This is a genomic window from Microcoleus vaginatus FACHB-2002, from assembly GCF_040004035.1.
GTDB lineage: Bacteria > Cyanobacteriota > Cyanobacteriia > Cyanobacteriales > Microcoleaceae > Microcoleus > Microcoleus vaginatus_C.
In genome coordinates, this window is sequence record NZ_JAMPLN010000034.1 from 34,384 (window position 1) to 59,845 (window position 25,462).

The following is a 25,462-nucleotide window of genomic DNA, read 5'->3' on the forward strand; positions in this document are numbered from 1 at the left end:
TTCTCGATTTGGGAGGAATCTCAAATCGAGAATCCAAACTCCGAACCGAATCCCTTCAATTTTGTTCAGGATTCAGGATTAATCAAGGCTTATGGCAACGAAATTTCCAAAATTTAGCCAAGACCTTGCCCAAGACCCGACCACACGGCGGATCTGGTACGGGATTGCCACAGCACACGACTTTGAAAGCCACGATGGCATGACCGAAGAAAATCTTTACCAAAAGATTTTTGCTTCTCACTTCGGCCACCTAGCAATCATTTTCTTGTGGACTTCGGGCAGCCTGTTCCACGTAGCATGGCAAGGTAACTTTGAACAGTGGATTAAAGACCCCCTAAACGTCCGCCCGATCGCTCACGCGATTTGGGACCCGCAATTCGGCGCTCCTGCTGTAGAAGCTTTCACTCAAGGGGGCGCTTCTAACCCGGTGGATATCTCTTACTCCGGTGTCTACCATTGGTGGTTCACCCAAGGGATTCGGACAAACGCCGACCTGTATCAAGGAGCTATCTTCTTGCTACTACTGGCGGCTGTCTTCCTGTTCGCAGGTTGGTTGCACCTCCAGCCCAAGTACCGCCCCAGCTTGTCTTGGTTCAAAAATGCTGAATCTCGCCTCAACCACCACTTGGCTGGTTTGTTCGGTGTCAGCTCTTTGGCTTGGACTGGTCACATGGTTCACGTTGCTATCCCCGAATCTCGCGGACAGCACGTAGGTTGGGACAACTTCCTGTCTACCCCACCTCACCCGGCCGGTTTGGCTCCGTTCTTCACTGGTAACTGGGGCGTATACGCCGAGAATCCAGATGCAGCGAACCATGTCTTCGGTTCTTCCGAAGGCGCGGGAACCGCAATTCTGACTTTCTTGGGCGGCTTCCACCCTCAAACAGAATCCCTGTGGCTGACAGACATCGCTCACCACCACTTGGCGATCGCTGTTCTGTTTATCGTTGCCGGTCATATGTACCGGACTAACTTCGGTATCGGTCACAGCATCAAAGAGATGTTGGATTCTAAGGCTGGTTTGGTCGGCGGAAAGAGTGAAGGACAGTTCAACTTGCCTCACCAAGGCTTGTACGAAACCTACAACAACTCGCTGCACTTCCAACTGGCATTTCACCTCGCTGCTTTGGGCGTAATCACCTCCCTGGTAGCACAGCATATGTACGCGATGCCTCCCTACGCTTTCATAGGTAAGGACTTCACGACTCAGGCTGCGTTGTATACGCACCACCAGTACATTGCTGGATTCATCATGGTCGGCGCTTTCGCCCACGGAGCTATCTTCTTGGTGCGGGACTACGATCCTGAAGCAAATAAAGGCAACGTGCTCGATCGCGTGTTGCAGCACAAGGAAGCGATTATCTCTCACTTGAGCTGGGTGTCGCTGTTCTTGGGCTTCCACACTCTCGGTCTGTACGTTCACAATGACGTTGTAGTTGCTTTTGGTACTCCTGAAAAGCAAATCTTGATTGAACCAGTGTTCGCACAGTTCATCCAAGCTGCTCACGGAAAAGCTCTCTACGGCATGGATGTGCTGTTGTCTAACCCCGACAGCATTGCTTCTACCGCTTGGCCGAACTACGGCAACGTATGGCTCCCAGGCTGGTTGGACGCGATTAACAACGGCACTAACTCTCTGTTCTTGGCGATCGGACCTGGCGATTTCTTGGTTCACCACGCAATCGCATTAGGCTTGCACACCACCACATTGATCTTGGTCAAGGGAGCTCTAGACTCTCGCGGTACTAAGCTGATGCCGGACAAGAAAGACTTCGGCTATGCTTTCCCCTGCGACGGCCCCGGCCGTGGCGGTACTTGCGACATCTCTGCTTGGGACTCTTTCTTCCTGGCTATGTTCTGGATGCTGAACACCCTGGGTTGGGTAACGTTCTACTGGCACTGGAAGCACCTAGGCATCTGGCAAGGTAACGTGGCTCAGTTTAATGAGTCTTCTACCTACCTGATGGGCTGGTTCCGCGATTACCTCTGGCTGTATTCTTCTCAGTTGATCAACGGTTACAACCCGTATGGTACTAACAACTTGTCTGTCTGGTCTTGGATGTTCTTATTCGGACACCTTGTTTGGGCAACTGGTTTCATGTTCCTGATCTCTTGGAGAGGTTACTGGCAAGAGTTGATCGAGACTTTGGTTTGGGCTCACGAGCGCACTCCTTTGGCTAACTTGGTTCGCTGGAAAGACAAGCCGGTTGCTTTGTCCATCATCCAAGGTCGCGTTGTTGGTCTGGCTCACTTTACTGTGGGATACATCCTCACTTACGCCGCCTTTGTAATTGCCTCGACGGCCGGGAAATTCGGGTAACTCTGAACTCTGGTTTCTAGGTAATTAACTAAAATCCCCCGCCTTCTAGCGGGGGATTTTTTTGTATATTTCTGTAAGGAATTACCGCATAGGAAACAGTGGTATAAAGAAGAGAACGCATCATATATTCATGTTCCTATTATCGTGTCTGAATTATTCAACCGCATCCCTGGAGGAACCTATTTATTACTAGCAATCATAATTTTTGCTGCCTCTAACTCTGTCATTCGCAAACTGACCGATTTAGGAGCGCAGAACGCGATCGACGGCAGAAATGTGATTTCACTTTGTAATGTTTTATTTGTAGGGAATCTCTGCGCCTTAGCAGTTTTATTCCTGGTTTATCGCCAGCAATGTACGGTGCAAAATTTCCGCTCGATTCCCAGTAAAACATGGTGGGGGTTGATCGGAATTTCTTTGCTATCTGGGGCATTGGCTCCAGCCTTAACTTTTATGGCGTTGGATTTAACCGCTGTCAATAATGTGGTACTGATTGGACGCATCGAGCCGCCTCTGATTTTAGCGCTGTCCATTCTAATTTTGGGCGATCGCGTCAATCTTTGGGTGATTGCGGGGGCGATGGTTTCGTTTGTGGGTGTTGCACTGACTATTGTATTGCAAGCACCGACTACCGATATGATGGACATGGGCGGATTGACGATCGGCAAAGGCGAATTCATGGCAGCAGGAGGGGCGATCGCGTTAGCCATTTCGACGATTATTAGTAAAGTCACGCTCAAACAAATTCCGTTAGGATTGTTCTCTATTATCAGAACAACACTGGGAACAGTTGTTTTCTTTATTGCCGTTTTAATCTTATATACTCCCACCCACTTTATCGATGTTTTTGCGCCCTTCCTCTGGCAGTGGATGCTCGTTTATGGTGCGATTATTGTTGTTGGCGGACAACTGTGCTGGTTTACCGGGCTAAAAACGACGGGCGCTGCAGATGTATCCCTCGCCAGTTCGTTTAGTCCGATCGCGGGGATTTTAGCCGCCTATTTGATTTTATCGGAAACGCCAACAACAGCTCAATACATCGGCGGCAGCATCATTTTAATCGGGATCGTTCTCAATCAAATTGGCGTTTTTCGCAAGCAAACCCAACCCGCGCCTCAACCTCCTGTAAGTCCGGCAAAAGAGATGGATCTGGAAGTGGGATTCAAAGGAATTTAAGGGTTAATACTACAGATTCTGAGTTACAATAAGTAACCCTAGAAGTTGATATTCGCAACAGTCCGATTAATGTATCGGCCGGAGAATGCGAAGCGGTTGGCTGAGTCTGTCAAGCAGGAATAAAAGTGCGATCTATCCTCTAAACCTCATTTTGGGTAATAATAGAAAAAAGCCTGAGTTTTCAACATGGTTCAACTGTCTTCTGACTGGAATAATGAGGCTTATGTGTCTCTGCATCTGGTTCAGACAATGCTGGAAATGGCGGATTTGCCTCGCAAGAGTAGTTATTCTCACTGGATTCCAGAGTTTAAGGTTAAAATACCTAAGCTGACTGCCAATGGTCAGATAGTTTGGACTCAAAAAGAAGTTGATTTCTTAGTAGAAGACTTGAGTAGGTATATTAACTTTTTGGTTGAAATTAAGACGGCTAAAACTAGACTTGATGCGGAAGCTCGCCTTCAATTAGAAACGTATCTGAAATATTCTAATACAAGATTTGGGATACTGATTGACCCATTTTCAGTGGAGATTTACGAATATACACAAGGGTTCGCGACTCTAAAGTGTAAGGACAATATAGAAAACCCCGAACAAATTCAACCAGTAGCAAATTTCGTTAGAAGTTTTTTGGATACAGTTAAAATGCGTACAATTGCAATTCATACATCCAAAGGCGGGGTTGGTAAAACTACTTTAGTTGTCAACATTGCCTATGAGCTGGCAAAATTAGGTAACAGAGTTTTAGTTATTGACTTAGACGATCAAGCTCATGCAACCCTATCCTTGGGAGTCAACAAAGCTGACGAATTTGACAAAGCTTCTACCTTAGAAGAATTTGACAAAGTTTTGGATTCTTTTCAGGATAGAAAAGAAGTTATAGAGTTTTTGAAAGACTATGACACCAAAAGTTTTAACTACAAAGAATATATACAGATTTCCCCAATTAATCAAATTTTCCGTAAAACAAAGAGTTTTGGGAAAATAGATGTTTTACCCAGTAGCTACAAAACTACAGATGTTGCTCTGGCCAACTTGGGCGGTATTCGTGAAAAGCGGCTAGATAAGGCTTTGCGACAATCCGGTATAGCTAATGATTACGATTATGTAGTTATTGATACACCGCCAAGCGCTACTACAATTGCTAGTAATGGACTCTATGCAGCTCAATATGTGGTGATCCCATCCCAGATGGAATATCTTTCAGTCTATGGCATCAGAACTCCAATCGGACGAGCTAGAGAAGTTCAAGATGAAATGGGAAAGCGGGGAGCTATTCTGGGAATTGTACCAATGATGACAGAAAAAAATGTGAAAATTCATACTACAATTAAGCAGTCAGTAGAGAAAAGATTTCAGGGGATCACGATTCTGCCAGAAATAAAGAGAGCTACTGCTGTTGGTCAAGCATCTCAAGCTCGTCAGCCTATTTCTTTGTTTGCTGAACATAATAAAGGAGCAGCCGAAGTTGCAAAGCAATTCTCCGCCTTAACCCAAGAAATAGTGCTAAGAATCAATCAGATTGAAAGTTCAGTAGGAATGTAGAAATGGTAAAATTTTATAAAGGGATTGAGAGTCAGCCTAGCCTTGTGGTTTTAAATCAGATAGAGGTTTCTCAAGAAAAATCGGGAACTTCAAAGTCTGATTTAAAAAAAGTTTCCGAAAGCTTGAAGGTGTGGGAATTTAACTTAGCCCTGCCAATCGTTTGTATTACTGATGAGGAAGACAAATACCACTTGCTAACTGGGCTACCAATCTATGAAGCAGCAGTTGAAGCAGAGCTTGAGCGAATTTGGGTATTTCTAATTGCAGCCAAACAACCAGAAGTAGAATCAGCGATTGAACAAGCTGTTTTGCAGTCAAAGCTGAATCAAAGAGTTGTTGAGCCTCAAGACGTTACAGATTTCTTGGATTTTATTAACAATCCAAAATCTGACCTTACCTCAATCCCTGGAGTTAAAGATGGATACGCAAAGCTGATCCGCGATAAGCGTGTTTACAGTTCTCTGGAAGATATGCAGAAAAAACTAGGTGCTAAGCGGGGCTTAAATTGGCTAAGAGCATACAGGCAATCAAAAAGCTAAGCTCGCCAGTTCTTGAAGTTTTGAGAAGTGCGATCGTCCCAAACCTCACTTCACCAAAATGGCGATCGCCCTTATCCCCTCAAATCTCCCCATTCACCTGCATCTGATGCACCTTGTCTGCCAACTCTTGGCGGCTTTCCTTATCGAGTGCATCAATTGCCAGCATTCCCAAGTACACGACTTCCTTCTGGGTTAGTCTGGTCGCTAGCGCTTGTTTTTGAATGACTTCCTTGATCGCGGAACTGACGGCGATCGCAGTATTAGTTTTAGCCACGAAGAATAATCAACTATTAATAACAACTTTCCTTGATGTTACCATCCTCAATCCGATTAAGTACAATAATGTTTGACTAAGTACAGTTAATCATGCTATAGTGTAAAAAATACAAAAAAGCGATCGCCCCGGGTGTAGACAACTTAAGGGCGATCGCCTTTAAAACTTATGTAGACAGGTATCAACTGTCTAAGTTATGCACCATGATAGCAGCATTCCAGCTAAAATCAAGCACCTTCGCCTGCTCCAAAATAATCCACAAGTCCCCAGTCCTTCATCCGCTGGCAAGATTTGTCACAGAAGAAACTATAGCACTGCTGTTCAATATCTCAACAGACCAGATTTACCGGATCGAATGCTGTCGCCACATGGTCTACGTCCACGCCAAAGGCATCAGTCGGTTTGTCAGTTATGCCGATTTTCCGCCAATTTTAGAAGTTGAATTACCGAAACTTCAAGACTTTGGCAGATGGTACAAACGCTGGAAAGGCAAAAAAGCACCTGATTTTTGGACACAGTTTTATATACATCAATTCAAATACGCTACTACTGCGGATAAACAGCTTGCATGGGGTCTCTTGGTAGCTGTAGTCAAATCCCTGTTCTCAGAAACAGCTTTGCAACAACTGCGAGATGCTTATGTATACGAAAAATATTGGCGGGAAAATTTTTGAATATGCGATCGCCCCAAACCTCACTTCACCAAAATGGCGATCGCCCTTATCCCCTCAAATTTCACCATTCACCTGCATCTGATGCACCTTGTCAGCCAACTCTTGCAAGCGCTTTTCGTCCAACTCGTCGATCGCCAGCATCCCAACATAGATAATTTCCTTCAGCGTTAGTCGGGTTGCTAGCGCCTTTTTCTGCACAAGTTCCTTAATTATGGGGCTGACTCCAATGGCGGTACTGGCTCTAGTCACAAAGGTAACGGGAGATTAACAACTTTGACTAAATCTTAGCACCTTTAAGCTGAGCTTTTATCTGCGATGCAAAGTGCTTAAGCGCGTCTTGACAAGACGAAACAAAAAGTTTATAGTAGAAAGGTGGAAAGGCCGATCGACTATTCCTCCAAAACCTCAACCAAATCCTCAATCATCACATCAAAAGTCCGAGCTAACTTCCGCAGCAAAGTAAAGTCAACCGTTGTCAGCCCTGGACAACGAGCATAATGCTTGACAGTGTTGTACATTACCCCAGAACGTTCTGAAACTTCCTTGAATGTCCAACCTTTCTCTGCAGCTAGTTCTCTGACTTTAATTCTTACTAAACCCATGCTTGACAATGGGTGCTATAACACCTTAGAATAAATTTATCTAAAAAGCCGATCGCCCCCCGGCCTGGAAAACTAAAGGGCGATCGTCTGTAAAACCTAATCTGGATAGATTATTTCTTTCTATCAAAAAGTGCATTTGCCATATCCAGAAGTCTACTAACCATATCCAGAGGTGTACTAGCCATGATATCAGAAACTCCGGCAAAATCGCGAACGATCGCAGAATCGAGAATAATTCATAAATCTCCAATCCTACATCCGCTGGCGAGATTCGTTACCGAAGAAACAGTCGCACTCCTGTTCAATATCGCAGCAGACGAGATTTACCGCATCGAATGCTGTCGCTACATGGTCTACGTGCACGCCAAAGGCATCAGCCGCTTTGTCAGCTACGCCGATTTTCCCCCTATTTTAGAAGTAAAGCCGATCGCACCTCAAGATTTTGGCAGATGGTACAAACGCTGGAAAAGCAAGCAAGCACCAGCATTTTGGACTAAATTCTACACGTACAAGTTCAAAAAAGCAGTTTCAGTTGAGAGATTGCTGGAGTGGGGCCAATTGGTAGCTACTGTTAAATCGGTCATTTCTGGGGCGGCGCTGCAACAGCTACGCGATGTCTATGCCCAAGAAAAACATTTGATGGAAAAATTTTAAAGTGCGATCGCCCGGGCAACCAACTGCCAGAATGGGCCAAGGAAAAATTAAAATAAATGGCTAAGTGAGAAAATGGAGGTAGAAAATGGACAATCACCAGGCCTAGAAAAATTCGCGAGTTAAAAGCTCAGATTACCCGTGAGGGCTTTATTTATTTGCCAAAACGTGGAAAAGGCAGCCATGAGAGATGGCACCATCCTTTGATTGGGAAGACATTAACAATTCCAGGCAAAGACGGAGATGATGTGCCACGCTATTTAGAGAAGCTGTTGGCAATATTGTTAGCCGAACTCGACGAGTTAAAGGAGGAAGATTCATGAATCGATACAGTATGATCGTCCAATGGTCTGACGAGGATCAACTTTTCCTCGTGAGGATTCCAGAGTTTGCCGATCGCGTTGTCATGCCCTGTACCCACGGCAAAACCCGCGAAGAAGCCATCCGACATGGCGAAGAAGTGCTCGAAATGTATCTAGAAGCTTGGCAGGAAGAAGGTGAACCCATCCCCGCACCTAGCATTCTTCAAATCGCCTAGAACACTTCATCCTCGATTCCCAGCCACCATTCCCCCAGATTCATTAAATCTTTGTGAAGGTCAGTAAGTTCTGTCATATACTCTTCAGCAGAAATCTCCGATCGCCTTTCTTGCAATTTTTTCAGCCGCAGTTGCACCAACAGCCAAGGTTTGGAAATCCCGTCCTTTGCTTCGATATATTTGGCTAGATCGTTGCTGTCCATAGTTATTGGTTATTTGTTATTGGTTAGATCGTTTCCGGTTGTATGGGAATGATTAAACTGCAGAGAACGCAGAGAACGCAGAGAAATCAGAGGAAAAGAAGAGAGAGAGATGAATAATTACGATGCCAACTGGCTTAATATTATAGGACTTTTGAAACGGTTTAAAAAAGCTCTGATTTTTCCCAGTTGGTTTCAACCGAATTGAGCTTTGAGCCAGGGGTTTCAACCCCTGGCAAACTAACGGACTGGCGGACTTGGAAGCTAAGATGCCTCCCGAAAACATCCTTTACCTGTAATCCGAAGTCTGAATATTCTTGAGCTTCGCAGCATATTTCATGCCGTATTCCGGGCGACAGAAGCGATCGATCTGAGCCTCAAAAAAAGCCCTATTTGCCTTCAAATGCTTTGGATTCGGGTCATCTAAAGGATACAAAAGAGCAGTCCGCAAAGCTTGAATCACCGCCGAAGTAACGCAGTACATCGATCGCTGAAATGTCACCCCAATTTGATTCAGGATATCATCTTCGCCGCGACAGCGCTGTTTGTAGAAATCCATCAAATAAGGCGGCAGGAAATGCAGCATATCTTGTGCTAGCAAAGTCGGCGGAATACCCGCCGTACCTACCGGGAATTTGTCTGCATACAAAACTCCGAAGTGGAAGTCTTTTTGGTCGTCAGGAACTTCCTTAGCTTGAGCGTTGTAAGATTTGGTGCCTCGGAATGGCGAAGTCCGGTAAAATACAGCTTCCACGTAAGGTAACGCTGCTTCATAAAGCCAAGTGAAACCTTTAGATTTCGGGATGATTTCGTAGGTCTCCCCGTCGATTTGAACGTGGTGGTAAATCGGACGACCGGCGATCGCAAATATGCCATTTACCAGAAAATCCATAGCTTGAGGGACGGTGGTAACTTTCCCTTCGTCGTAAAGGTCGGAAACTTCAAAAAACACCGGAGCCATTACTTCCCAGAATAAACCGAGATTGCTGTAATAAGACATTTGGCGGCACTGTTCTAAAAACATTTCGGGAAATGCTTTGTGAAGTGCCAGCATGAACGGGTCTTTTTTGAAGTAAGCTTTAATTGCGCGATCGGCATTAGCCTTATATTCGTCACTGTCCAAATAAGGATCGAATTGATTGGTCGGCACGTACAAGCCCCGGTGCCAAAGCATTGACCTCATGCACTCTTCGGCAAATTCCATGTTAATGCGATCGTGCCACAAATGGTGAAAAAGCCGCGGCTTTTTCCCAGTTTCTCCCTTTTCCATGAACTCCAAAAGTTCCGGGTGAACACTTCCAGTCCCGCGCCAAATCCGCAAATCTGCACCGTCGCCTGCATAGTGATTTTGCAAGTCTAAATACTCCTGTGGCAAGAAGTATTTAAAGAAAGGAAGCGGGTGTAAAAATACCCGTTCGGCGATGTAAAGCAAATCCCGCCAGTAAAAGTCCATCGGCACCGCGTAAGCTTTCCAAATAGCGATGATTTGCATCAGGTTTTCCGGCGTATCTGGAATCATTGCGCCGCCAGCTTCTAGCCTGTGAATTATTTCGGCAAATTCGTGTTTGGAAGGAGGTAGTTTAGTGGCTGGTTTATTAGGGGTTTGTACCATTGTTTCTTCCTTTGATTGAGTGAATCTAAATATTTTGAATTATTGCAAAAAGCTGCGATTCTTTAACTTCCAAGAAGATCCTGGGAACCGATATCCAGGCCCGCGAGCCGTAAAATTGGAGGCAGAGCCTCCGGATCTGCGTTACCAGGCTCTGCCTGGTAACGAGTAGATTGTTAGTCTGCAGAGGCGGACTTCGTTTGTGTAGACGCGATTTGCATAGCCGACTGTTCTAGGGGATAGCTAATAGCTATTTGGGTATTTCTGACCGCCGGCAGAGTAGCAAATATCGCATTTGTAGTTGATTCGCTCCACTTGAGCAGCCAAGCAGGTTGAATCCCCAACACAAAAATGATGCCCGCCAAAACCAGCGCCGGCATATTTTCACCAAACGTAACAGGAGGGTAGTAAGCCGTGGCATTGTCCAACTTCCCAAAACAGGTGCGGTTGAGCAGAATTACAAAGTAAACTGCTGTTAAACCAGAAGCTAAAATGCACAGTAAAGTTGGAATTGGAAAGATGGAGAAACTGCCTTGAAACACTAAAAATTCAGCAACAAAACCCACCAAACCCGGAATTCCGGCGCTTGCCATGCCGCCCAAAACTAACAGGGAACTGGCCGTGGGTAAACCCCGCATCGGGTTCATCAAACCGTTGAGTACGTCCAAATCCCGCGTGCCAACTTTGGTTTCGATGATACCTACCAAATAAAACAGCAAAGCTAAAATCAAGCCGTGGCTTACCATTTGCCCGACAGCACCGATTAATGCCAGCTTCGTACCCGCCGCGCAGGCAACGAGGATGTAGCCCATATGCCCGATCGAACTATAGGCTACCATGCGCTTGATGTCTTTTTGGGCGATCGCGCTCAAAGCCCCGTACATCACGCTCACCGTCCCGATAATCGCTAAACTGGGAGCTAGAATCGACCAAGTTTCGGGAAACATCTGCAAGCCAAACCGCACTAAACCGTAAGTTCCCAACTTCGCCAGAATTCCTCCCAGCAAAATTGCTGTTGCTGGCGAAGCTTCGACGTAAGCATCAGGCAGCCAAGTATGCAGCGGCACTAAAGGAATTTTAATTCCCAACCCAATTAGCAAAATTGTTAGCAGGATTAACTGCAAATTTCTCGGCAATTCTTGAGTGGTAATCGCACTGTAATCGAAATTTAAAGAACCGCTCAGCCAAGCCACACCCAAAAATGATGCCAGCACTAAAAGTCCCGAAACTGCCGTGTAGATCAAAAACTTCATGGCAGCGTATTCCCGCTGCTTTCCGCCCCAAATCGCAATCAACAGGTAAAAAGGAATTAATTCTACTTCGTAAAACAGTACAAACAGCAACAAATTTTGAGACATCAAAGCTCCGGCAATACCAGCATTGATTAGCAAAATCAAAGCGTAGTAAAGCTGGGGGCGCTCCATCTTTTCGCCAGTGCCGTAAATGACTAATAGCGTCAGCAAAGCACTTAAAACCAGCAGCGGCAAGGACAAGCCGTCAATGCCCAAGTTGTAGCTCAAACCTAATTGTGGAATCCAAGGCAAATATTCTTGAAATTGCAGTCCCGAATTGGCTGGATCGAATTGAGTCAACAGCCAGATATTCACAATGAAAATAGCTGCCGCAAAAGCCGAGGCTATTGAACGCAGACGCATCCCATTGATATTTCCGGGCAGGAACCCGACTACCGCAGCGCCCAACGCGGGCAACCAGAGCAAGGCACTAAGCATAATGTGTGAAGTGAAGAGTGAAGAGTGAACAATTAATTTTGCAGCCTCTTGTCTTTGATAATTTGAGAGTTTAGATGTTAAACTTTTTCCCAATTATCAATCCCAAATTTCATCACGACTCAGAAAGAATAGTGACTCTACCCGTGTCTAAATCGTAATATCCACCAACAACTTTCAGTTTATTCTCTTGAATTAACTTAGAGATAACTGGAGAGGCCTTCAACTTGTTAGCTTGCAACACCACATTGGCTTTTGAGGCATTTTCTAGACTATCGCCCGTTTTGCTTTTCGAGCTTTCTACAGCCGGCTTAATGGCGTCGAGCAAACTGCCAATTTGACCGGGAACTTGAGCTCCTTTGATGGTTGCGTCTACCGCACCGCACCTTTTATGGCCGACTACCACAAGCACTTTTGCTCCCAGTACCAGCGTGCCAAATTCCAGGCTGCCAATTTCTTCGGGAGTAGCAACATTTCCGGCCACGCGACAGACAAATAAATCTCCCAATCCCTGATCGAAGATAATCTCGGAAGGAAAGCGGGAATCTGCACAGCCGAGAATAGCAGCAAAGGGTTTTTGAGATTGGGCAACTTCGAGAAGGCGGGGTAAGTCTTGGTTGGGACTTTGGCGTTTTTTGTCAACAAACCGCTGGTTCCCGTCAATTAACTTTTGCAGAGCTGCATCGGGAGTCAAGTCACTTTGAGCAATTGCCGGTTCGGGTGCAGCCAAATCTGCGCCTGCTCGTGCTGCCAGTATCCCCGTACCAATGGCTCCGGCGACAAATTTCAGGGAATTGCGGCGGGAAAGATTGAATTTTCTGTTATTTGAGTTCATTGATTTTGCCTTGTTGTATGTAGTTTGAAATCTTTGTTCAAGACTTCATCTTTTTAAGATTTTAGATTAAAAAGGTCACCTAAAATCTTAAATTTTATATAGTTTTACCCGCCCACAATCAGCGACAGGCGAGCTAGCAAAGGCCAACTTACCAGCAGTCCCAAAAGTGCTACTCCCAACAGAATTGTCAGGGCATAAAACTGAGTTTGACCCGTAACGTTGTATTTGAGGCTCTGCCCGCCGAAAACCGTTGCAAAACCGATTAAGTTCACGAATCCGTCAACAATATTGCGATCGACCCAGGAGATGATTTGCGAGACCAAACCAACTGCAAATATCACTGTCACGCGGTAAAGTTTGGCAGTGTAAAAGTCGTAGGCAAAAAAGTCTTGCAGGGCTTGAGAACCAATTCGCACCGGTTTCTCCCATTTCTCGTTCAGGTAAACAAATGCTCCTGCACCGATGCCAATCGCTGTTGACAAAACTAGCAGTGCAGTGGCGGTATAATTAAAACTCGCCCCAGGCAATAACTGCCACGTCGCCAGCACGTGCGGAACGTGCAAAGTAAAGCCCATTAAAACAGTCATCGGCAAGATAAAAGGCCAGTGAACTTCCGGCGAACGTTCGGTCATTTGCTTTGGTTTACCGCCGAAAACTAAACCGAAGACGCGCACCAAGCCAAAAGCAGTGACGCCGTTTACAAAGAGCACTATTCCTAACAAGAAAGGGTGAGTTTGCCAAAGCCCGGATGTGAAGTCTTCTAAAGCCCAGAAACAGCCGAAGGGCGGCAGTCCCACCAATCCAGCGCTACCGACAATAAACGATATCGCTGATATTGGCCGCTTTCCCCACAAACCGCCGAGAGCTCGGACATCCTGAGTGATGCTGTTCCAAACTACCGAACCGATGCTCATCACCAGCAAACCCATTGCCAAGGTGTAAGCAAATATCAATGTCAGGGCTGTCTGGGCTTGTCCGGTACCGACGGCGATAAATACTAAGCCCATGTAAGAGCTGACTATATAGGAAAGCGTGCGCTTAATGTCAATTTGGGCGATCGCAATTAATGAAGCACCAACCGCCGTCGCAGCGCCTACAATAATAGTTGTCGTCATCCCCATCGGCGACAAAGCAATCACTGGCTGCAACTTAATCAAAATCCAAGCACCAGTTTCCACAACTACGGTGTTCCGCAAAATCGTCGCCGGCAGCGGGCCTTCCATCGCCTCATCCAGCCAAAGGTGCAAGGGAAACTGAGCACACTTACCCATCGGGCCGGCAATCAAAGCTAAAGTCAGCAGTGTCGCTACAGTGGGGTCAAGCTTTGCAGTCTGGGCCCAAACAGCTAACTCGTCAAAATTCCAAGTTCCAGCCAGCGGCAGAATGGCGACTACTCCCATCAGCAGGAATAAGTCACCCACCCGCTTTGTTAAGAAAGCGTCGCGGGCTCCTGTCACCACCAAAGACTGATTGAACCACAGCCCGACTAGCAGGTAAGTACCCAAAGTCAGAACTTCCAAAATCATGTAGCTGAAGAACAGGGAATTGCAGAGCACTAAGCCGCACATCCCGGCTTCAAACAGCCCCATCAGAGAAAAGAACCGAGCCCAGCCCCAGTCCATTTCCATGTAACCGAAAGCATAAATCTGCGCCAGCAAGTTCAGTCCGGTAATCAAAACTGTCGCCCCGACGGTGACAGCAGAGATTTCAACGGGAATGGTTAAGTCTAAACCTGCTACATTCAGCCAGGGAATCAACTGGTGTTGGGCCGGTTGGTTCCAGATAGCTGTCAGGGCGATGACGCCGTGTAAGAAAGCGAACAAGGTTAATATGGCGTTCACGTAACCGGATGGTCTTGGCCCCGTGCGGCGGGTAACTGCTGGAAACCACAGCATCGACAGAACTCCGCCGATAAGTGGATAGCAAGGTATAAACCAAACGGTCTGGAGTAAGATTTGAGCCATTGGCATTACCTGTAAAGGTTACAAAAATTTAAAATTCTGAGAATCAGCCTGGGTTATCGTCGTTTAACCGGGCGCGATCGGAATATTGTTCTTAATTTTAAATTAAGTTTTGCGTTAATAATTATTTAGTATGTTATGTAATATATAAGATACGTTAATAAGTAAAAATACTTAGAATAGAGTAAATTTAACTTCTAGGCTAGATTTTGGGAACCCATATCCAGAGGAAGAGCCTCGCGTCAAACAAAATGGAGCTTCTTCATCCCCCTATCTGCCTTACCAGGCTCCAGCCTGGTAACGAGTAACCGGAACACTTAATAAGTAATAATACTTAAAACCGCTAAAGTGATGAATCGCGCTTGTATAAAAGCGAAAAAGGATGATCGGGCTCGCCTATATGTTTTACCAGGTTCCAGTCTGGTAACGAGTAACAAGATAACCTAATAAGTAATAACACTTAAAACACCTAAACTTATGAATCGCGCTTGCATACAAGCGCTCACAGCTTATACTATGCTTAGGGTCATTTTTTAATCCTACTATCTATAGTTTATAACACTCTAACAATGAACGAAAAATATTTTTTGCAAAGAACTGAGCCACTTGATAATGAAGCATTTTTGGAAGAAGTTTACCGCGCTTATTTGAAACGCGATTCTGACGCTGATGGTAAAAGCTTTTTTCTCCATAAATTGCAAAACTGCGAACTTACACGGCCGGAAATCCTCAGCTCATTTTTGCAGTCACCGGAATTTAATTTTATAAGTGAATGGCAAAAAAGTATTTTAGGATTGCCAGGTTTGGAGATCATGTCATACCACATACCAAAAACGGCAGGAACAACTTTTTTCATAGCTTTAACACAGGTTTACGGTCTAGATAAAATCGCTGGTTTTTTGGATGAATCCGTAGCAGTAAGTGAAGGTGTAGATCCGCAAACAATAAAAGTAATACACGGTCATGTTCCTTCTAGAAAATATTTCTGTCCGGCTCAAGTAAAAGAAATAATCTGGTTGAGAGATCCTATTCTGCGGTTAATTTCCTTGTATTTCTTTTGGAAAAGTCTTCCTCGTACTGAAGATGAGAGTTTGCACAATTATGTACAAGAAAAAAACTTAGATCTGGTGGAATTTGCCAAGATTCCTCAACTCCGCAATGAAATGTCTCAATATGTTGGGGGGCGCAATCTCACAGATTTTTATTTTGTGGGAATCCAAGGATTTTTTAAAGATGATTTAACCAATCTCGCCGAGATGTTAAATTGGCCAGAAATCTCAATAACCTATGAAAATACAAACAAGCATAAGGGCTATAACTCTTTGGTAAAAAGTATCCTATATGACAGCCATATTATGAATGAGCTAATACATCTCAATCGCGAAGATTTGGAACTTTATCAAACAGCATTACACCTGAGAGCTAAGCGAAAAGGAATATCAAATTCATTCGCACAGTTCGAGCTATCTCCACAGCAAGGTCAGTCTCGATTGCAAAAAGTTTAAGCGCAACAAATTTAAAAAGGAGGCTCTTCCTCGCCTATCTGCGTTACCAGGCTCCACCCTGGTAGCGAGCAACTTCCAGATACCTGGAAAGGAAAGGAAGTCTCGATTGCCACAAATTTAAGCCCTACAAATTTAAGCATAACTGACCCACAGTTATAATTGTGGGATTTCCCAAGCTGCTAAAGGAAGTTTGGCTTGGCGCTGTCCGATCGCCCTTGCCCTAACATTCAAAAGACCGATCGGCGTATTAAACAAATCTACCATATCGGCTTGGGCTATCGCACTTTTGGCAGCAGCAACCGGAAATTCCTTGAACAGCCACCTAGCCAGGCGGTAAACATATTCCCCTGTTGTGAATTCTCGCATCAAATCGACACCGTGGAGTTCGTGCAAATATTTATTAGATTCGCCGTACCGATACCATTGACTTTGCAACTGTTTTATTGTAGAACGGTGGCGGTGTCGGACGATCGCATTTTCGGCAAAATACATTTTATAGGATGTTTCGCGCAAAATCCGCCAACACAAGTCAGCATCGCCGCCGCTGGTGAGGTAAGGGCGAAATAATCCTATTTGTTGTAAAACTAGCCTGCGTACAGCTAAGTTGGCGGTTTGGCCGTAGGGACAAAAAGGGTGAGCGAGAGTATGTTTTTGAGATAAAGTATTTTGGCGATCGGCGTGTTGTTCTAAGATAGTTTTACCGGGCAATGCGAGTATTTCCCCAGCGCTAATTCCTACTTCTAAGTCAACAAATGGCTTAACTAAATTTTCCAGCCAGTCAGATTCCGGGCGACAGTCTGCATCGGTAAATGCAATGATTTCGCCTGTGGATGCGCGAATTCCTTGATTGCGGGCGGCGTAGGAACTTTGAATCTGATTTTCGGTGAGGTGGCGAATGGTTATTTGATCCAACTTAGCTGCTGTTTCGAGGATTGCTGAAGTGCGATCCCGGCTGTTGTTGTCTACTATGAGATATTCTACACTTTGTGGCGGATAAGTTTGCGATCGCAGGCACTCGATCAACTCCGGCAAATCCATCTCGCCGTTGTAAACAGGCACAACCACCGAAACTTGCGGTAAACACGTTTTAGTCATTCACAAACAACCGTAAACGATAGCATAACTAATATTGAGTAAGATTAAACGAACCGCGAAGGCGCTAAGGACGCTAAGGAAGATAAATAAGCAAATGTAGTTCTTACTTTGTCCTATAAGCGTCTTCGCCGTTCTTCAAATAATTAAAAAGCGTTATTAAGTTCCATTGCATTAACGGGGATATAAATTGTCAAAATTATAACTTCGGCCCCTTAAACAGGCAAGATGCCTGTTCCACAACTGCATTCAGTCCTTGTGGAACAGGCATCTTGCCTGTTTCTTTGAAATAGTAGAAAATATCTCTTACATCCCCTGTACAATCCGTCACGCAATCCCTTCTCAACTGTTTCCCGTCAACATCAGAATCATTAACACTAACGCCCCGTTAGTTAAATAAAAGATTCCCACAACCTGAGTTTCCAACCAGCCGCACAACTCTAAATGATGGTGCAGCGGAGCCATTCTTAACAGACGCTTGCCGATTCCATCAGGCCCTTTTGTAGCTTTGTAATAACCTACTTGAGCAATTACTGACAGCGTTTCGATAAAGAAAATCCCGCTGATAATTAATAATATCCAAAGGCTATTTGTTAATAAAGCTACCGCACCCAACGCACCGCCCAAAGCTAAAGCACCTGTATCGCCCATAAACACCTTGGCTGGATTGCGGTTGTGTGCTAAGAAACCGAAACAACTGCCGCTGATGCAAGCGCAAAAAATCATTAATTCTGGAGAAGTTGACGCTACAGATGCGCCCAATCCCAAAAGTGCGATCGCCCCCAAACCTCCCATCAACCCGTCAACACCATCGGTAAGATTAGTAGCATTGCTTTCGGCAACTAGCACAAAACCAGCCAGCGGCCAGAACAGCAAACCTAAAGGCAATACCCAACCGAAAGGCAAAGCAACATTCGTAGAAATTGCAGGTTGATGAAACATCAGCCACAGACAAAATAGAGCAGCAAAACTTATTTGCAAAGCCAATTTCATCCGAGGTGAAATACCTTTGTTCGACTTACGTCGCAGAATTTGCCAGTCATCAATCCAGCCAATGAAACCGTAAGCTAAAGTTAAAGCCGATACGGCAACAACATCTGAGTTAAACTTCGACCAAAGTAAAGCGACTGCTACCCCCGCAGGTATAAAAAAGATGCCTCCCATTGTCGGAGTTCCCGCTTTTTTCAAATGGGCTTGGGGGCCGTCTTCGCGAATTATTTGTCCTGCTTTTAGTTGCTGGAGTACGGGTACAACTGCATAGCCCAACCCCGACGCAACTAAAGCACAAACAACTAGCGGCATAAATAGCGATGCAGGTAAATTCAAAAATCTATCCGCTGCTACATCTAAACCGATCGCTACAGTGCAGAGCCCCAAACCCAGCAGCAGGAATAAATTCTTGCCTGTAAGTTTGAAAGGCAGACTAAAAGGGATTTTCTCATCCAAAAAGTTATCCATAACACTCCTCACCACACACTATTTGAGAATAAGCAATTGACAATGGGGAATAGGGTGCGATACAGGAGATTGAGAAATCTCTGAGTTTTTCTTCCCTGTTTCCGGTTGATTTCTTCACCCTTCTACCCGTTATTCTTCGCCTACACTCACATCCTCTTCTACTTCCTCTTCTAAATCATCGTAAGGACTGTCGTCAACTGCCATAAGTTCAGAAATTTCTTCTTCGTGCAGATAGTCGGGTTCTTGGACATCCCTTGCTAACAGGCGATTGTTAGATTCCAACCAGTCTAAAAGAGAAGATTGCTGTTTTAATGGAATTACATCCGCAGGTAAGTGGCGAGGAATTTGACGCAGAGATGGGTTGTACATGATTATCGGTTTTTAAAGACAAAGACGCGATCGAGTGAGGTAACGTTTTGCCGACGAACTGCTCCTTTGATCAAGCACTTGCAAATCGGGCATTTAGCAAGGCTAAAGCATTATACCACAGGCACTGTTTGGTTCCGGATCGGATAAGATGGGAGACCCAAAAGGCGATCGCCCCCAAGCATGGGCATGAGGATAACACTAAAATCCGCTCTTGCCAATCCTTCTTTAGCCGTAAGCATTGTAATCTAAGACGATCGTCTTTAAGATATCGCGGGACACGGGCCGATCCTATTCTGCAAGCCTCGCTAACGGCAAGGGTTTGATTCACAACAGTCTCCTGGTTTTTCATCAAAGCCTGAGCCCGAATGCCCTCTGGCTTCTTCAGTCAACTCTCAAGCAATAAATCTCAGAATGGATATAACGGCAGCGGTTTTATACAACAAAGAGGGCTACCACACCGGAGGCAAAAAACTTCTGGGGCGTCATTCAGCCGGAGAAGGGTTTCTCAAAAGCTTAGTCCAACACGGAACCGCCGACTCTCTCTACTGTTGCGCCGATAGCGAAACAACCTTTAAGGAGTTTTGTTCGCACATCCAACCTTGGCTGCAAAAACCTCGGAAAGTTCGCTGGATTCCGATGGAACGACCGGATTTGCTATCTCAACCGGGCACAATTTACCGACCCGATCCGGTTCTGTCGCAGATGGTGTGGGCGCGCAGATTTGTCGATCAGCGGGCCTACAGCGTTTGCGGCGTTACTCACACGATCGGTACAAAATACATCATGGAGGCGATCGGCGATTTGATAACCGCACCCATGCAGCCTTGGGACGCCCTGATCTGCACCTCTGCAGCCGTGAAAACAGCAGTAGAAGGAGTTATGAGGGAGTGGTCTGAATATTTAGCCCAGCGTAACGGCGGTAAACCGGAAATTTTGGTCAAATTCCCCGTTATTCCCCTCGGAGTCGATTGCAGCGCGTTTCCGCAGGGTGTGGAAGCAGTTAATAGTCGCCGCCAACTGCGGCAAGAACTCGGCATTTCTCCCGAAGATATTGTTGTGTTATTTGTCGGTCGATTGACTTTTTCTGCAAAAGCTCATCCGGTACCCATGTACATCGCCCTAGAACGGGCCGCACAACAGACAAAAGCCAAAATCCACTTAATTCAAGCCGGTTGGATCGAAGATCCGAGAGAAGAACCCGACTTTAAAAATAGCGCACAAATATTTTGTCCGTCGGTGAATGCTATTTTTTTAGATGGCAGACAGCCGGAAATTAGAATAAATATTTGGTCGGCGGCCGACATTTTCATTTCGCTTTCCGACAACATTCAAGAATCCTTTGGACTGACACCAATAGAAGCTATGGCGAACGGACTGCCGGCCATAGTCTCCGATTGGAACGGATACAAAGAATCAGTACGCCACGAAATAGACGGCTTCCGCATTCCCACACTCATCCCGCCCCCGGAATCTTGTTTAGATTTAGCCCTAAATTATCTCGACGGCAGCTTAAATTGGCCCACTTACATGGGTCACACTTCCCTCGCCACAGCAGTTGACATTGATGCTTGCACCCTGGCGTTGTGCCAATTAATTGAAAATCCCGAATTGAGAAAGCGGATGGGGGAAAATGCCAGACAAAGGGCGAGGGAAATTTATGATTGGAAAGTAGTAATTGCTGCTTACGAACAATTGTGGCGCGAATTAGCAGAAATTCGCCTTACGGCACCGGAGTCAGCACCTTTAAAAGCCGGGAAGCCGCCTTATCCCCTAGGCGACGATCCGTTTCGGCTATTGGGTAATTATGCGACTAGAAGTTTAAGCAATGAGATGATGCTGAGTCTGGGTGCGATCGCCACACCAGAACTTTTCAAGCAGGTACAGACAATTAGGTTTACCAGTTTTGGTGAGGATAGAAGAAGATCTGTGAGCCTTCAGATGGAGATATTGGATACAATTAAGCACGAAGGTGCGATCAGCGTGGGGGAAGTTATCCGACGCTACGTTAAAAACGAGCAAGAATTAGCATACCTATATCGGACGATGCTCTATCTGGTGAAATTTGGTATCTTAGTTATTAGTCATTAATCAATGTAGGGTGAACACTGGGCACAGACAAACCCAATAATAAGCGCGCTAAAAACAACTTGTCGCGTAATTTATAAATAATATTGAACGCGAACTCAAGAATATTTTTTCCTTCTTCATCCCTCTTCCTAAAAAAATATATGCTGAGAAAATCTGCACTCTTAGAGATAATTGCTGGTAAGAATCGCGGTTTGCTGGCGACTCCCAGCGACAAACAAGCAATTTTAAGTGCGATCGCCCAATTGGAAGATTACAACCCCACACCACGCCCTGTCGAAGCCGCAGAGCTTTTAAATGGTGATTGGCGGTTATTGTACACCACCAGCCGCGAACTGCTGAATCTTGACAGTTTCCCTTTGGTAAAATTAGGTCAAATTTATCAATCTATCCGCGTCAAAGAATCTAAAATTTACAACATTGGCGAACTTTACGGCTTGCCTTATTTGGAAGGAATTGTCAGTGTAGCAGCGAGATTTGAGCCAACTTCGGAACGGCGAGTGCAGGTCAAGTTTGAGCGGTCTATTGTAGGTTTAAGCAGGTTGATTGGCTATGAATATCCGGCGAAGTTTATCGATGAGATTGAGTCGGGGAAAAAGTTCGCTGCTGTAGATTTCGGGCTGGATACTCGCGAACAGCAGGGATGGCTAGATATCACTTATTTGGATAAAGATTTGCGGATTGGACGGGGAAATAAAGACAGTGTTTTTGTATTGACAAAAGAGTGAGTTTGTGATGTGTGATTAAGTGCGATCGCCCCTTAACTCATTCTCAATTTATCTTTCTTTCATCCGCGTTTATCCGCGTGCATCTGCGGTTAAAAATCAAAAATCTATCACTTTGGCAAACAATTCAACACTTACTAAAACCCTCAAATCCCTAGCCGATAAAAGCTTCAGATACAATAACCGTTAAAACTTAGCGTTAAGAATTGACAATTGACAATTCTTGTGATATGTGCTTGAATTTTAATGGAAAAGGCGTTAGTACATTCCCGCCAAGAAACTTACTAACGCCTTTTGTGTACTCCTTACGAATACAACACGATTATGCCACAAAACGGTTATCAACAGGGATTCGCAGCGAATCCTAGTGCGATCGCGTACCAAAAACGCCTTTACCCTTGGGCGATCGCCAAACTCATGCCCAGTATGCAGCGGGCGATTGTGGGGCGATTTCGCAGTCGATCGGATGCTGACGGACACTTGCTGTGTTTGCGTCAACTGATGCCTCAAGCAACACTTGTCGTAGTCTTTGACTTGCAACCAGACTTAGAAGTACCAATGGCGGCGCCCACAGCAATTCGATAAGCACAAGAATTGCGATCGCCATTTGTAGGGGCGGTGCCCCCGTGCCCGCCCCTTCGTCTGACTGCAAGTCGATCTTTCTTGTATTTTCCTTCTTCTTTTTTAAGAATGACTCAGACTCGATAATTCATCCGTGTATCCGTCTCCTCAGCCGTCTAGTGCCTTCCTTCTTTCTTCGGCTATAAATAGCGACTTAAGTTAGGAGAAAAATATCCTAAATTTACTTTTAAATCATGACTTCTACAACTGCAAAATTCATCGTGTCTCAAGTGGGCGAAATTCCCCAATGGCAAGCGGCGACATGGGAAGATTATGTAGCAGCCTGCGAAGATCCATCTTTGGAGGAAGCCAGAATATTTTTTTATGAAGGATATCTTTGGATAGACATGGGTAATGAAGGGCCTCAGCACGCCAGATTTAACAACCTCTTGACGCTGGTATTTTACGCCTGGTTTGTCAGCAAAGGAGGACAAGCCTTCGATGATTTGGGCGGATGTGTAATTGAGAAGCCAAAGGTGGGAGGAGGTGCGCCCGATCGCATTTTATATGTCGGCGGAGAATTCATCCAGTGGCAAAAAGGGGAACCGCGCCGACTTAATTTAAATAAATCGCGAATTCCCGATTTAGTGATAGAAACTTCCGATACGACTTTGGCCAGCGATTTAGATGAAAAAAAGCGGTTGTATGCTGCTTTGGGAATTCCTGAGTATTGGGTAGTAGATATTAAGGGCGAGAGAGTTTTGGCATTTCGCTTGCAGGAAAACGGGAAATATCAGGAATGCGAAATTTCCGGTGCACTTGAGGGATTGCCAATTGCTTTGCTGTCGGAGACTTTGAAACTTTTGGGTGAGGGAAATGGGACGGCGGCGATGTGGTTCGCTCAACAAATTGGGAGTTTGTAGAGAGGTTGGCGAAAAGTGCGTGAAGCGTAGCTATCCCGTAGGGAATCGCTCTTAATTTTTCTCAATCATTGACGCAATTATCGCTTAAATAGAACCGTCAGAGGCATAAATAGTTACACATTTTCATAAGAAATCTATATAATCAAGTTAACTTACTTGAGAAAATGTATGACAACAACTGTAGTAGACATCGGGACTTTAATTATCCGCGATCCCAACCTTCGAGGCGGCCGTCCGATTATTGCTGAAACTGGTACTTCTGTCCGCCGCATCGCCGTGTTGTACAAGCAGGGTAACAGTGCGGAAGAAATTGCTAGGCTGATGACTCACTTATCGATCGCACAAGTTTATGCAGCTTTAACGTATTATCATGCTAATCGAGAAGAGATTGATACAGATTTAGCTGAGGAGCAAGAAGCTTACGAGCAGTTAGCAGAGTTACACTACAAAAACCTCAAGACAAATTCATGAGCATTATTCTATTGCTGCTAGACGAAGATGCGATGAATTCGGCTCTGCTTGATGCTCTACGCCTGCGGAGTGTTGATGTTATTTCTGTTGCAGAAATAGGAATGCTGTCTCGTAGCGATGAAGAAATTTTGTATTGGGCTCATGAAAATCATCGCGTAACCTATAGCTTTAATACTAGGGATTTTTATCGATTGTATACTAATTTTAGCACGCAAGGGGAAGAACATATGGGGATAATTTTGGCACAGCAGAATTATTCAGTTGGGGAACAATTGCGTCGCTTGCTAAAACTTATAGCTAGTAAATCTGCAGAGGAAATGTACAATCAAGTCGAGTTTTTAAGTGCGTGGGGTGAAGGATAAGCGATCGCACTTGGGAAAGAAAAGGGCGATCGCACTCTCCTCCAAAAACGCGATCGCCCTAATTTATCTGCGTTTATCTCCGTCCATCTGCCGACATCTGCGGTTAAAAAAAGAGCGATACCCCTTACAATCATAAAAAATCTAAAATATAAAATCATAAAAAAATGCTCCGACTATCCCAAACCCAACTCAAAATCCTCGAAGAATGCCCCCGCAAATTCCAACACAGCTACCTCGAACTACTCGCCACCACCGCCTCCCCAGAACACAAAGAAAAACTCACATGGGGAAGCCACTTTCACCTATTAATGCAGCAGCGAGAACTCGGACTTCCCATTGAATTTATCATCCAACAAGACCCCGAACTGGGACGCTGTGTGGCAGCATTTATCAACACCGCACCCGAACTTTTCGCCAATTCAGAAAATAGCGATAGAATTTTCCGCCAAGCCGAACACCCCCGCACCCTAATTTTCCAAGACTACCTATTCACCGTTATCTATGACTTGCTAATAGCAGAACCAAACGCCGCCCAAATTCTCGACTGGAAAACCTATCCCCGCCCTCAAAAATCCAAATGGATAGCCGAAAGTTGGCAAACTCGCCTCTATTTATATGTTTTAGTAGAAACCAGCGACTATTCCCCCGAACAAGTTTCCATGACATACTGGTTCGTACAATTGCAAGGAGAAGAACCGCCGCAAAAACTCACGTTTTATTACAACCAAACTGAACACGATCGCACAAAACAAGATTTAACCCACCTATTGCAGCAGCTAACCGACTGGCGACAGCGCTATACCGAAGCTGGCGAATTCTTACCCCAAGTAGAAATTAATTCTAATCTTTGCGATTCCTGTCAATTTGCCACTCGCTGCAACCGCACAACAGACAACACAGCTTCCTCACCAAATCTGACCGCAGAAACTCCCACAGATTGGCTGCCAAATCTTGCTATCATTGAGGAAATGTCTATTTAATTCAAATCTTTTACTATGCCAACTATTAGTCGCCCGGTGGGGGCGGGTTTATAGATATTGTGGATGTGAATGAAAGATTGTTGGTGAACCCGCCCCTTGTATCTTAAAAGAGTGAGGACGGTCGATCGCCACGTCATTGATTCGATCATACCGACAATCAGGCGATTGAGCCGACAATCAGTCGCTCGTACCGACAATCAGTCGCTCGTACCGACAATCAGTCGCTCGTACCGATCATCGGTCGCTCGTACCGATCATCGGTCGCTCGTAGCGACAAATGGGT

Annotated in this window: 28 protein-coding genes; 17 read left to right on the plus strand and 11 right to left on the minus strand. The window is 45.2% G+C overall.

The genetic code is table 11. The features are described 5' to 3' along the window. The first annotated feature begins 91 nt into the window (after positions 1–91). The 4 genes from psaB (at position 92) to NDI35_RS23355 (ending at position 5,577) form a co-directional block, all read left to right on the plus strand. On the plus strand, positions 92–2,320 hold the full coding sequence (gene psaB, locus NDI35_RS23340; protein ID WP_445314799.1) for a photosystem I core protein PsaB: 2,229 nt from the start codon (positions 92–94) through the stop codon (positions 2,318–2,320). Positions 2,321–2,464: 144 nt separating this feature from the next. Next, on the plus strand, positions 2,465–3,496 hold the full coding sequence (locus NDI35_RS23345) for a DMT family transporter (RefSeq protein WP_445314800.1): 1,032 nt from the start codon (positions 2,465–2,467) through the stop codon (positions 3,494–3,496). Between the two features lie 186 nt (positions 3,497–3,682). Next, positions 3,683–5,038, plus strand: a complete 1,356-nt coding sequence (locus NDI35_RS23350; RefSeq protein ID WP_445314801.1) for an AAA family ATPase — start codon at positions 3,683–3,685, stop codon at positions 5,036–5,038. Between the two features lie 2 nt (positions 5,039–5,040). Next, a complete protein-coding gene (locus NDI35_RS23355) occupies positions 5,041–5,577 on the plus strand; it encodes a hypothetical protein (RefSeq protein WP_445314802.1) in 537 nt (178 codons plus the stop codon). A 79-nt stretch (positions 5,578–5,656) separates the two neighbouring features. Here NDI35_RS23355 and NDI35_RS23360 read toward each other — a convergent pair whose 3' ends face one another. Then, positions 5,657–5,851, minus strand: coding sequence for a hypothetical protein (locus tag NDI35_RS23360; protein WP_194010318.1), 195 nt, complete (start codon positions 5,849–5,851; stop codon positions 5,657–5,659). A gap of 203 nt (positions 5,852–6,054) precedes the next feature. Here NDI35_RS23360 and NDI35_RS23365 point away from each other — a divergent pair, with 203 nt between their 5' ends. Continuing rightward, positions 6,055–6,525 carry a hypothetical protein gene (locus NDI35_RS23365; protein ID WP_445314803.1) on the plus strand — a complete coding sequence of 157 codons (471 nt, stop codon included), beginning with the start codon at positions 6,055–6,057 and terminating at the stop codon, positions 6,523–6,525. A 54-nt stretch (positions 6,526–6,579) separates the two neighbouring features. Here NDI35_RS23365 and NDI35_RS23370 read toward each other — a convergent pair whose 3' ends face one another. Both NDI35_RS23370 and NDI35_RS23375 read right to left on the minus strand, forming a co-directional pair. After that, entirely contained in the window at positions 6,580–6,774 is a 195-nt protein-coding gene (locus NDI35_RS23370; RefSeq protein ID WP_190744088.1) for a hypothetical protein, read from the minus strand. A 140-nt stretch (positions 6,775–6,914) separates the two neighbouring features. Next, entirely contained in the window at positions 6,915–7,127 is a 213-nt protein-coding gene (locus NDI35_RS23375; protein ID WP_242717445.1) for a helix-turn-helix domain-containing protein, read from the minus strand. Between the two features lie 183 nt (positions 7,128–7,310). Between NDI35_RS23375 and NDI35_RS23380 the strand changes: the two genes are divergently transcribed. The 3 genes from NDI35_RS23380 to NDI35_RS23390 all read left to right on the plus strand — a co-directional run bounded on the left by NDI35_RS23380 (position 7,311) and on the right by NDI35_RS23390 (position 8,316). Further along, positions 7,311–7,781, plus strand: coding sequence for a hypothetical protein (locus tag NDI35_RS23380; RefSeq protein ID WP_445314804.1), 471 nt, complete (start codon positions 7,311–7,313; stop codon positions 7,779–7,781). Between the two features lie 110 nt (positions 7,782–7,891). Continuing rightward, positions 7,892–8,101 (plus strand): type II toxin-antitoxin system HicA family toxin, encoded by a 210-nt coding sequence (locus tag NDI35_RS23385; protein ID WP_445314821.1) that lies wholly within the window; start codon positions 7,892–7,894, stop codon positions 8,099–8,101. After that, positions 8,098–8,316 carry a type II toxin-antitoxin system HicB family antitoxin gene (locus NDI35_RS23390; RefSeq protein ID WP_445314805.1) on the plus strand — a complete coding sequence of 73 codons (219 nt, stop codon included), beginning with the start codon at positions 8,098–8,100 and terminating at the stop codon, positions 8,314–8,316. Before NDI35_RS23385 ends, NDI35_RS23390 begins: the two co-directional genes overlap by 4 nt. Here NDI35_RS23390 and NDI35_RS23395 read toward each other — a convergent pair. From NDI35_RS23395 to NDI35_RS23415, 5 genes are all read right to left on the minus strand, one after another. After that, complete coding sequence (locus NDI35_RS23395) at positions 8,313–8,519, minus strand: hypothetical protein (protein WP_333037052.1); 207 nt, start codon at positions 8,517–8,519, stop codon at positions 8,313–8,315. The two genes, NDI35_RS23390 and NDI35_RS23395, sit on opposite strands and share 4 nt — an antisense overlap. A gap of 286 nt (positions 8,520–8,805) precedes the next feature. Next, a complete protein-coding gene (locus tag NDI35_RS23400) occupies positions 8,806–10,128 on the minus strand; it encodes a CO2 hydration protein CupA (RefSeq protein ID WP_445314806.1) in 1,323 nt (440 codons plus the stop codon). Between the two features lie 173 nt (positions 10,129–10,301). Further along, positions 10,302–11,855, minus strand: a complete 1,554-nt coding sequence (locus NDI35_RS23405) for an NADH-quinone oxidoreductase subunit M (protein WP_445314807.1) — start codon at positions 11,853–11,855, stop codon at positions 10,302–10,304. A gap of 112 nt (positions 11,856–11,967) precedes the next feature. Then, entirely contained in the window at positions 11,968–12,687 is a 720-nt protein-coding gene (locus NDI35_RS23410) for a carbonic anhydrase (RefSeq protein ID WP_445314808.1), read from the minus strand. A 104-nt stretch (positions 12,688–12,791) separates the two neighbouring features. Then, a complete protein-coding gene (locus tag NDI35_RS23415; RefSeq protein ID WP_445314809.1) occupies positions 12,792–14,651 on the minus strand; it encodes an NAD(P)H-quinone oxidoreductase subunit F in 1,860 nt (619 codons plus the stop codon). A gap of 566 nt (positions 14,652–15,217) precedes the next feature. Between NDI35_RS23415 and NDI35_RS23420 the strand changes: the two genes are divergently transcribed. Then, positions 15,218–16,153: a DUF4214 domain-containing protein gene (locus NDI35_RS23420; RefSeq protein ID WP_445314810.1), complete on the plus strand. Its 936-nt coding sequence runs from the start codon at positions 15,218–15,220 to the stop codon at positions 16,151–16,153. A gap of 153 nt (positions 16,154–16,306) precedes the next feature. Here NDI35_RS23420 and NDI35_RS23425 read toward each other — a convergent pair whose 3' ends face one another. From NDI35_RS23425 to NDI35_RS23435, 3 genes are all read right to left on the minus strand, one after another. Further along, positions 16,307–17,248, minus strand: coding sequence for a glycosyltransferase family 2 protein (locus NDI35_RS23425; RefSeq protein ID WP_445314811.1), 942 nt, complete (start codon positions 17,246–17,248; stop codon positions 16,307–16,309). Positions 17,249–17,587: 339 nt separating this feature from the next. Further along, positions 17,588–18,703 (minus strand): phospho-N-acetylmuramoyl-pentapeptide-transferase, encoded by a 1,116-nt coding sequence (gene mraY, locus NDI35_RS23430; protein WP_445314812.1) that lies wholly within the window; start codon positions 18,701–18,703, stop codon positions 17,588–17,590. A gap of 129 nt (positions 18,704–18,832) precedes the next feature. Further along, positions 18,833–19,072 (minus strand): DUF3134 domain-containing protein, encoded by a 240-nt coding sequence (locus NDI35_RS23435; RefSeq protein WP_006631296.1) that lies wholly within the window; start codon positions 19,070–19,072, stop codon positions 18,833–18,835. 411 nt (positions 19,073–19,483) lie between these two features. On the opposite strand from NDI35_RS23435, the gene NDI35_RS23440 reads away from it, so the two are divergent. The 8 genes from NDI35_RS23440 to NDI35_RS23475 all read left to right on the plus strand — a co-directional run. After that, on the plus strand, positions 19,484–21,160 hold the full coding sequence (locus NDI35_RS23440; protein WP_445314813.1) for a glycosyltransferase family 4 protein: 1,677 nt from the start codon (positions 19,484–19,486) through the stop codon (positions 21,158–21,160). Between the two features lie 140 nt (positions 21,161–21,300). Continuing rightward, positions 21,301–21,885 (plus strand): PAP/fibrillin family protein, encoded by a 585-nt coding sequence (locus tag NDI35_RS23445; RefSeq protein ID WP_445314814.1) that lies wholly within the window; start codon positions 21,301–21,303, stop codon positions 21,883–21,885. 321 nt (positions 21,886–22,206) lie between these two features. Beyond that, positions 22,207–22,467 carry a hypothetical protein gene (locus NDI35_RS23450; protein ID WP_445314815.1) on the plus strand — a complete coding sequence of 87 codons (261 nt, stop codon included), beginning with the start codon at positions 22,207–22,209 and terminating at the stop codon, positions 22,465–22,467. 230 nt (positions 22,468–22,697) lie between these two features. Next, positions 22,698–23,366: a Uma2 family endonuclease gene (locus NDI35_RS23455; RefSeq protein WP_445314816.1), complete on the plus strand. Its 669-nt coding sequence runs from the start codon at positions 22,698–22,700 to the stop codon at positions 23,364–23,366. Between the two features lie 168 nt (positions 23,367–23,534). Beyond that, entirely contained in the window at positions 23,535–23,837 is a 303-nt protein-coding gene (locus tag NDI35_RS23460) for a DUF433 domain-containing protein (protein ID WP_333307565.1), read from the plus strand. After that, positions 23,834–24,199, plus strand: a complete 366-nt coding sequence (locus NDI35_RS23465) for a DUF5615 family PIN-like protein (RefSeq protein ID WP_445314817.1) — start codon at positions 23,834–23,836, stop codon at positions 24,197–24,199. The genes NDI35_RS23460 and NDI35_RS23465 overlap by 4 nt, the downstream gene beginning before the upstream one ends. Positions 24,200–24,363: 164 nt before the next feature. Next, positions 24,364–25,179, plus strand: a complete 816-nt coding sequence (locus NDI35_RS23470) for a PD-(D/E)XK nuclease family protein (protein WP_445314818.1) — start codon at positions 24,364–24,366, stop codon at positions 25,177–25,179. A 96-nt stretch (positions 25,180–25,275) separates the two neighbouring features. Beyond that, positions 25,276–25,462 (plus strand): hypothetical protein (locus NDI35_RS23475; protein WP_445311230.1); only part of this gene is annotated, 187 nt, incomplete at its 3' end.

Coding starts and splice junctions, on each gene's coding strand:
- psaB (WP_445314799.1), top strand. CDS start 92: ATGGCAACGAAATTTCCAAAATTTAGCCAAGACCTTGCCCAAGACCCG.
- NDI35_RS23350 (WP_445314801.1), top strand. CDS start 3,683: ATGGTTCAACTGTCTTCTGACTGGAATAATGAGGCTTATGTGTCTCTG.
- NDI35_RS23355 (WP_445314802.1), top strand. CDS start 5,041: ATGGTAAAATTTTATAAAGGGATTGAGAGTCAGCCTAGCCTTGTGGTT.
- NDI35_RS23365 (WP_445314803.1), top strand. CDS start 6,055: ATGATAGCAGCATTCCAGCTAAAATCAAGCACCTTCGCCTGCTCCAAA.
- NDI35_RS23375 (WP_242717445.1), bottom strand. CDS start 7,127: ATGGGTTTAGTAAGAATTAAAGTCAGAGAACTAGCTGCAGAGAAAGGT.
- NDI35_RS23380 (WP_445314804.1), top strand. CDS start 7,311: ATGATATCAGAAACTCCGGCAAAATCGCGAACGATCGCAGAATCGAGA.
- NDI35_RS23390 (WP_445314805.1), top strand. CDS start 8,098: ATGAATCGATACAGTATGATCGTCCAATGGTCTGACGAGGATCAACTT.
- NDI35_RS23395 (WP_333037052.1), bottom strand. CDS start 8,519: ATGGACAGCAACGATCTAGCCAAATATATCGAAGCAAAGGACGGGATT.
- NDI35_RS23400 (WP_445314806.1), bottom strand. CDS start 10,128: ATGGTACAAACCCCTAATAAACCAGCCACTAAACTACCTCCTTCCAAA.
- NDI35_RS23405 (WP_445314807.1), bottom strand. CDS start 11,855: ATGCTTAGTGCCTTGCTCTGGTTGCCCGCGTTGGGCGCTGCGGTAGTC.
- NDI35_RS23410 (WP_445314808.1), bottom strand. CDS start 12,687: ATGAACTCAAATAACAGAAAATTCAATCTTTCCCGCCGCAATTCCCTG.
- NDI35_RS23415 (WP_445314809.1), bottom strand. CDS start 14,651: ATGGCTCAAATCTTACTCCAGACCGTTTGGTTTATACCTTGCTATCCA.
- NDI35_RS23420 (WP_445314810.1), top strand. CDS start 15,218: ATGAACGAAAAATATTTTTTGCAAAGAACTGAGCCACTTGATAATGAA.
- NDI35_RS23425 (WP_445314811.1), bottom strand. CDS start 17,248: ATGACTAAAACGTGTTTACCGCAAGTTTCGGTGGTTGTGCCTGTTTAC.
- mraY (WP_445314812.1), bottom strand. CDS start 18,703: ATGGATAACTTTTTGGATGAGAAAATCCCTTTTAGTCTGCCTTTCAAA.
- NDI35_RS23435 (WP_006631296.1), bottom strand. CDS start 19,072: ATGTACAACCCATCTCTGCGTCAAATTCCTCGCCACTTACCTGCGGAT.
- NDI35_RS23440 (WP_445314813.1), top strand. CDS start 19,484: ATGGATATAACGGCAGCGGTTTTATACAACAAAGAGGGCTACCACACC.
- NDI35_RS23445 (WP_445314814.1), top strand. CDS start 21,301: ATGCTGAGAAAATCTGCACTCTTAGAGATAATTGCTGGTAAGAATCGC.
- NDI35_RS23450 (WP_445314815.1), top strand. CDS start 22,207: ATGCCACAAAACGGTTATCAACAGGGATTCGCAGCGAATCCTAGTGCG.
- NDI35_RS23455 (WP_445314816.1), top strand. CDS start 22,698: ATGACTTCTACAACTGCAAAATTCATCGTGTCTCAAGTGGGCGAAATT.
- NDI35_RS23460 (WP_333307565.1), top strand. CDS start 23,535: ATGACAACAACTGTAGTAGACATCGGGACTTTAATTATCCGCGATCCC.
- NDI35_RS23465 (WP_445314817.1), top strand. CDS start 23,834: ATGAGCATTATTCTATTGCTGCTAGACGAAGATGCGATGAATTCGGCT.
- NDI35_RS23470 (WP_445314818.1), top strand. CDS start 24,364: ATGCTCCGACTATCCCAAACCCAACTCAAAATCCTCGAAGAATGCCCC.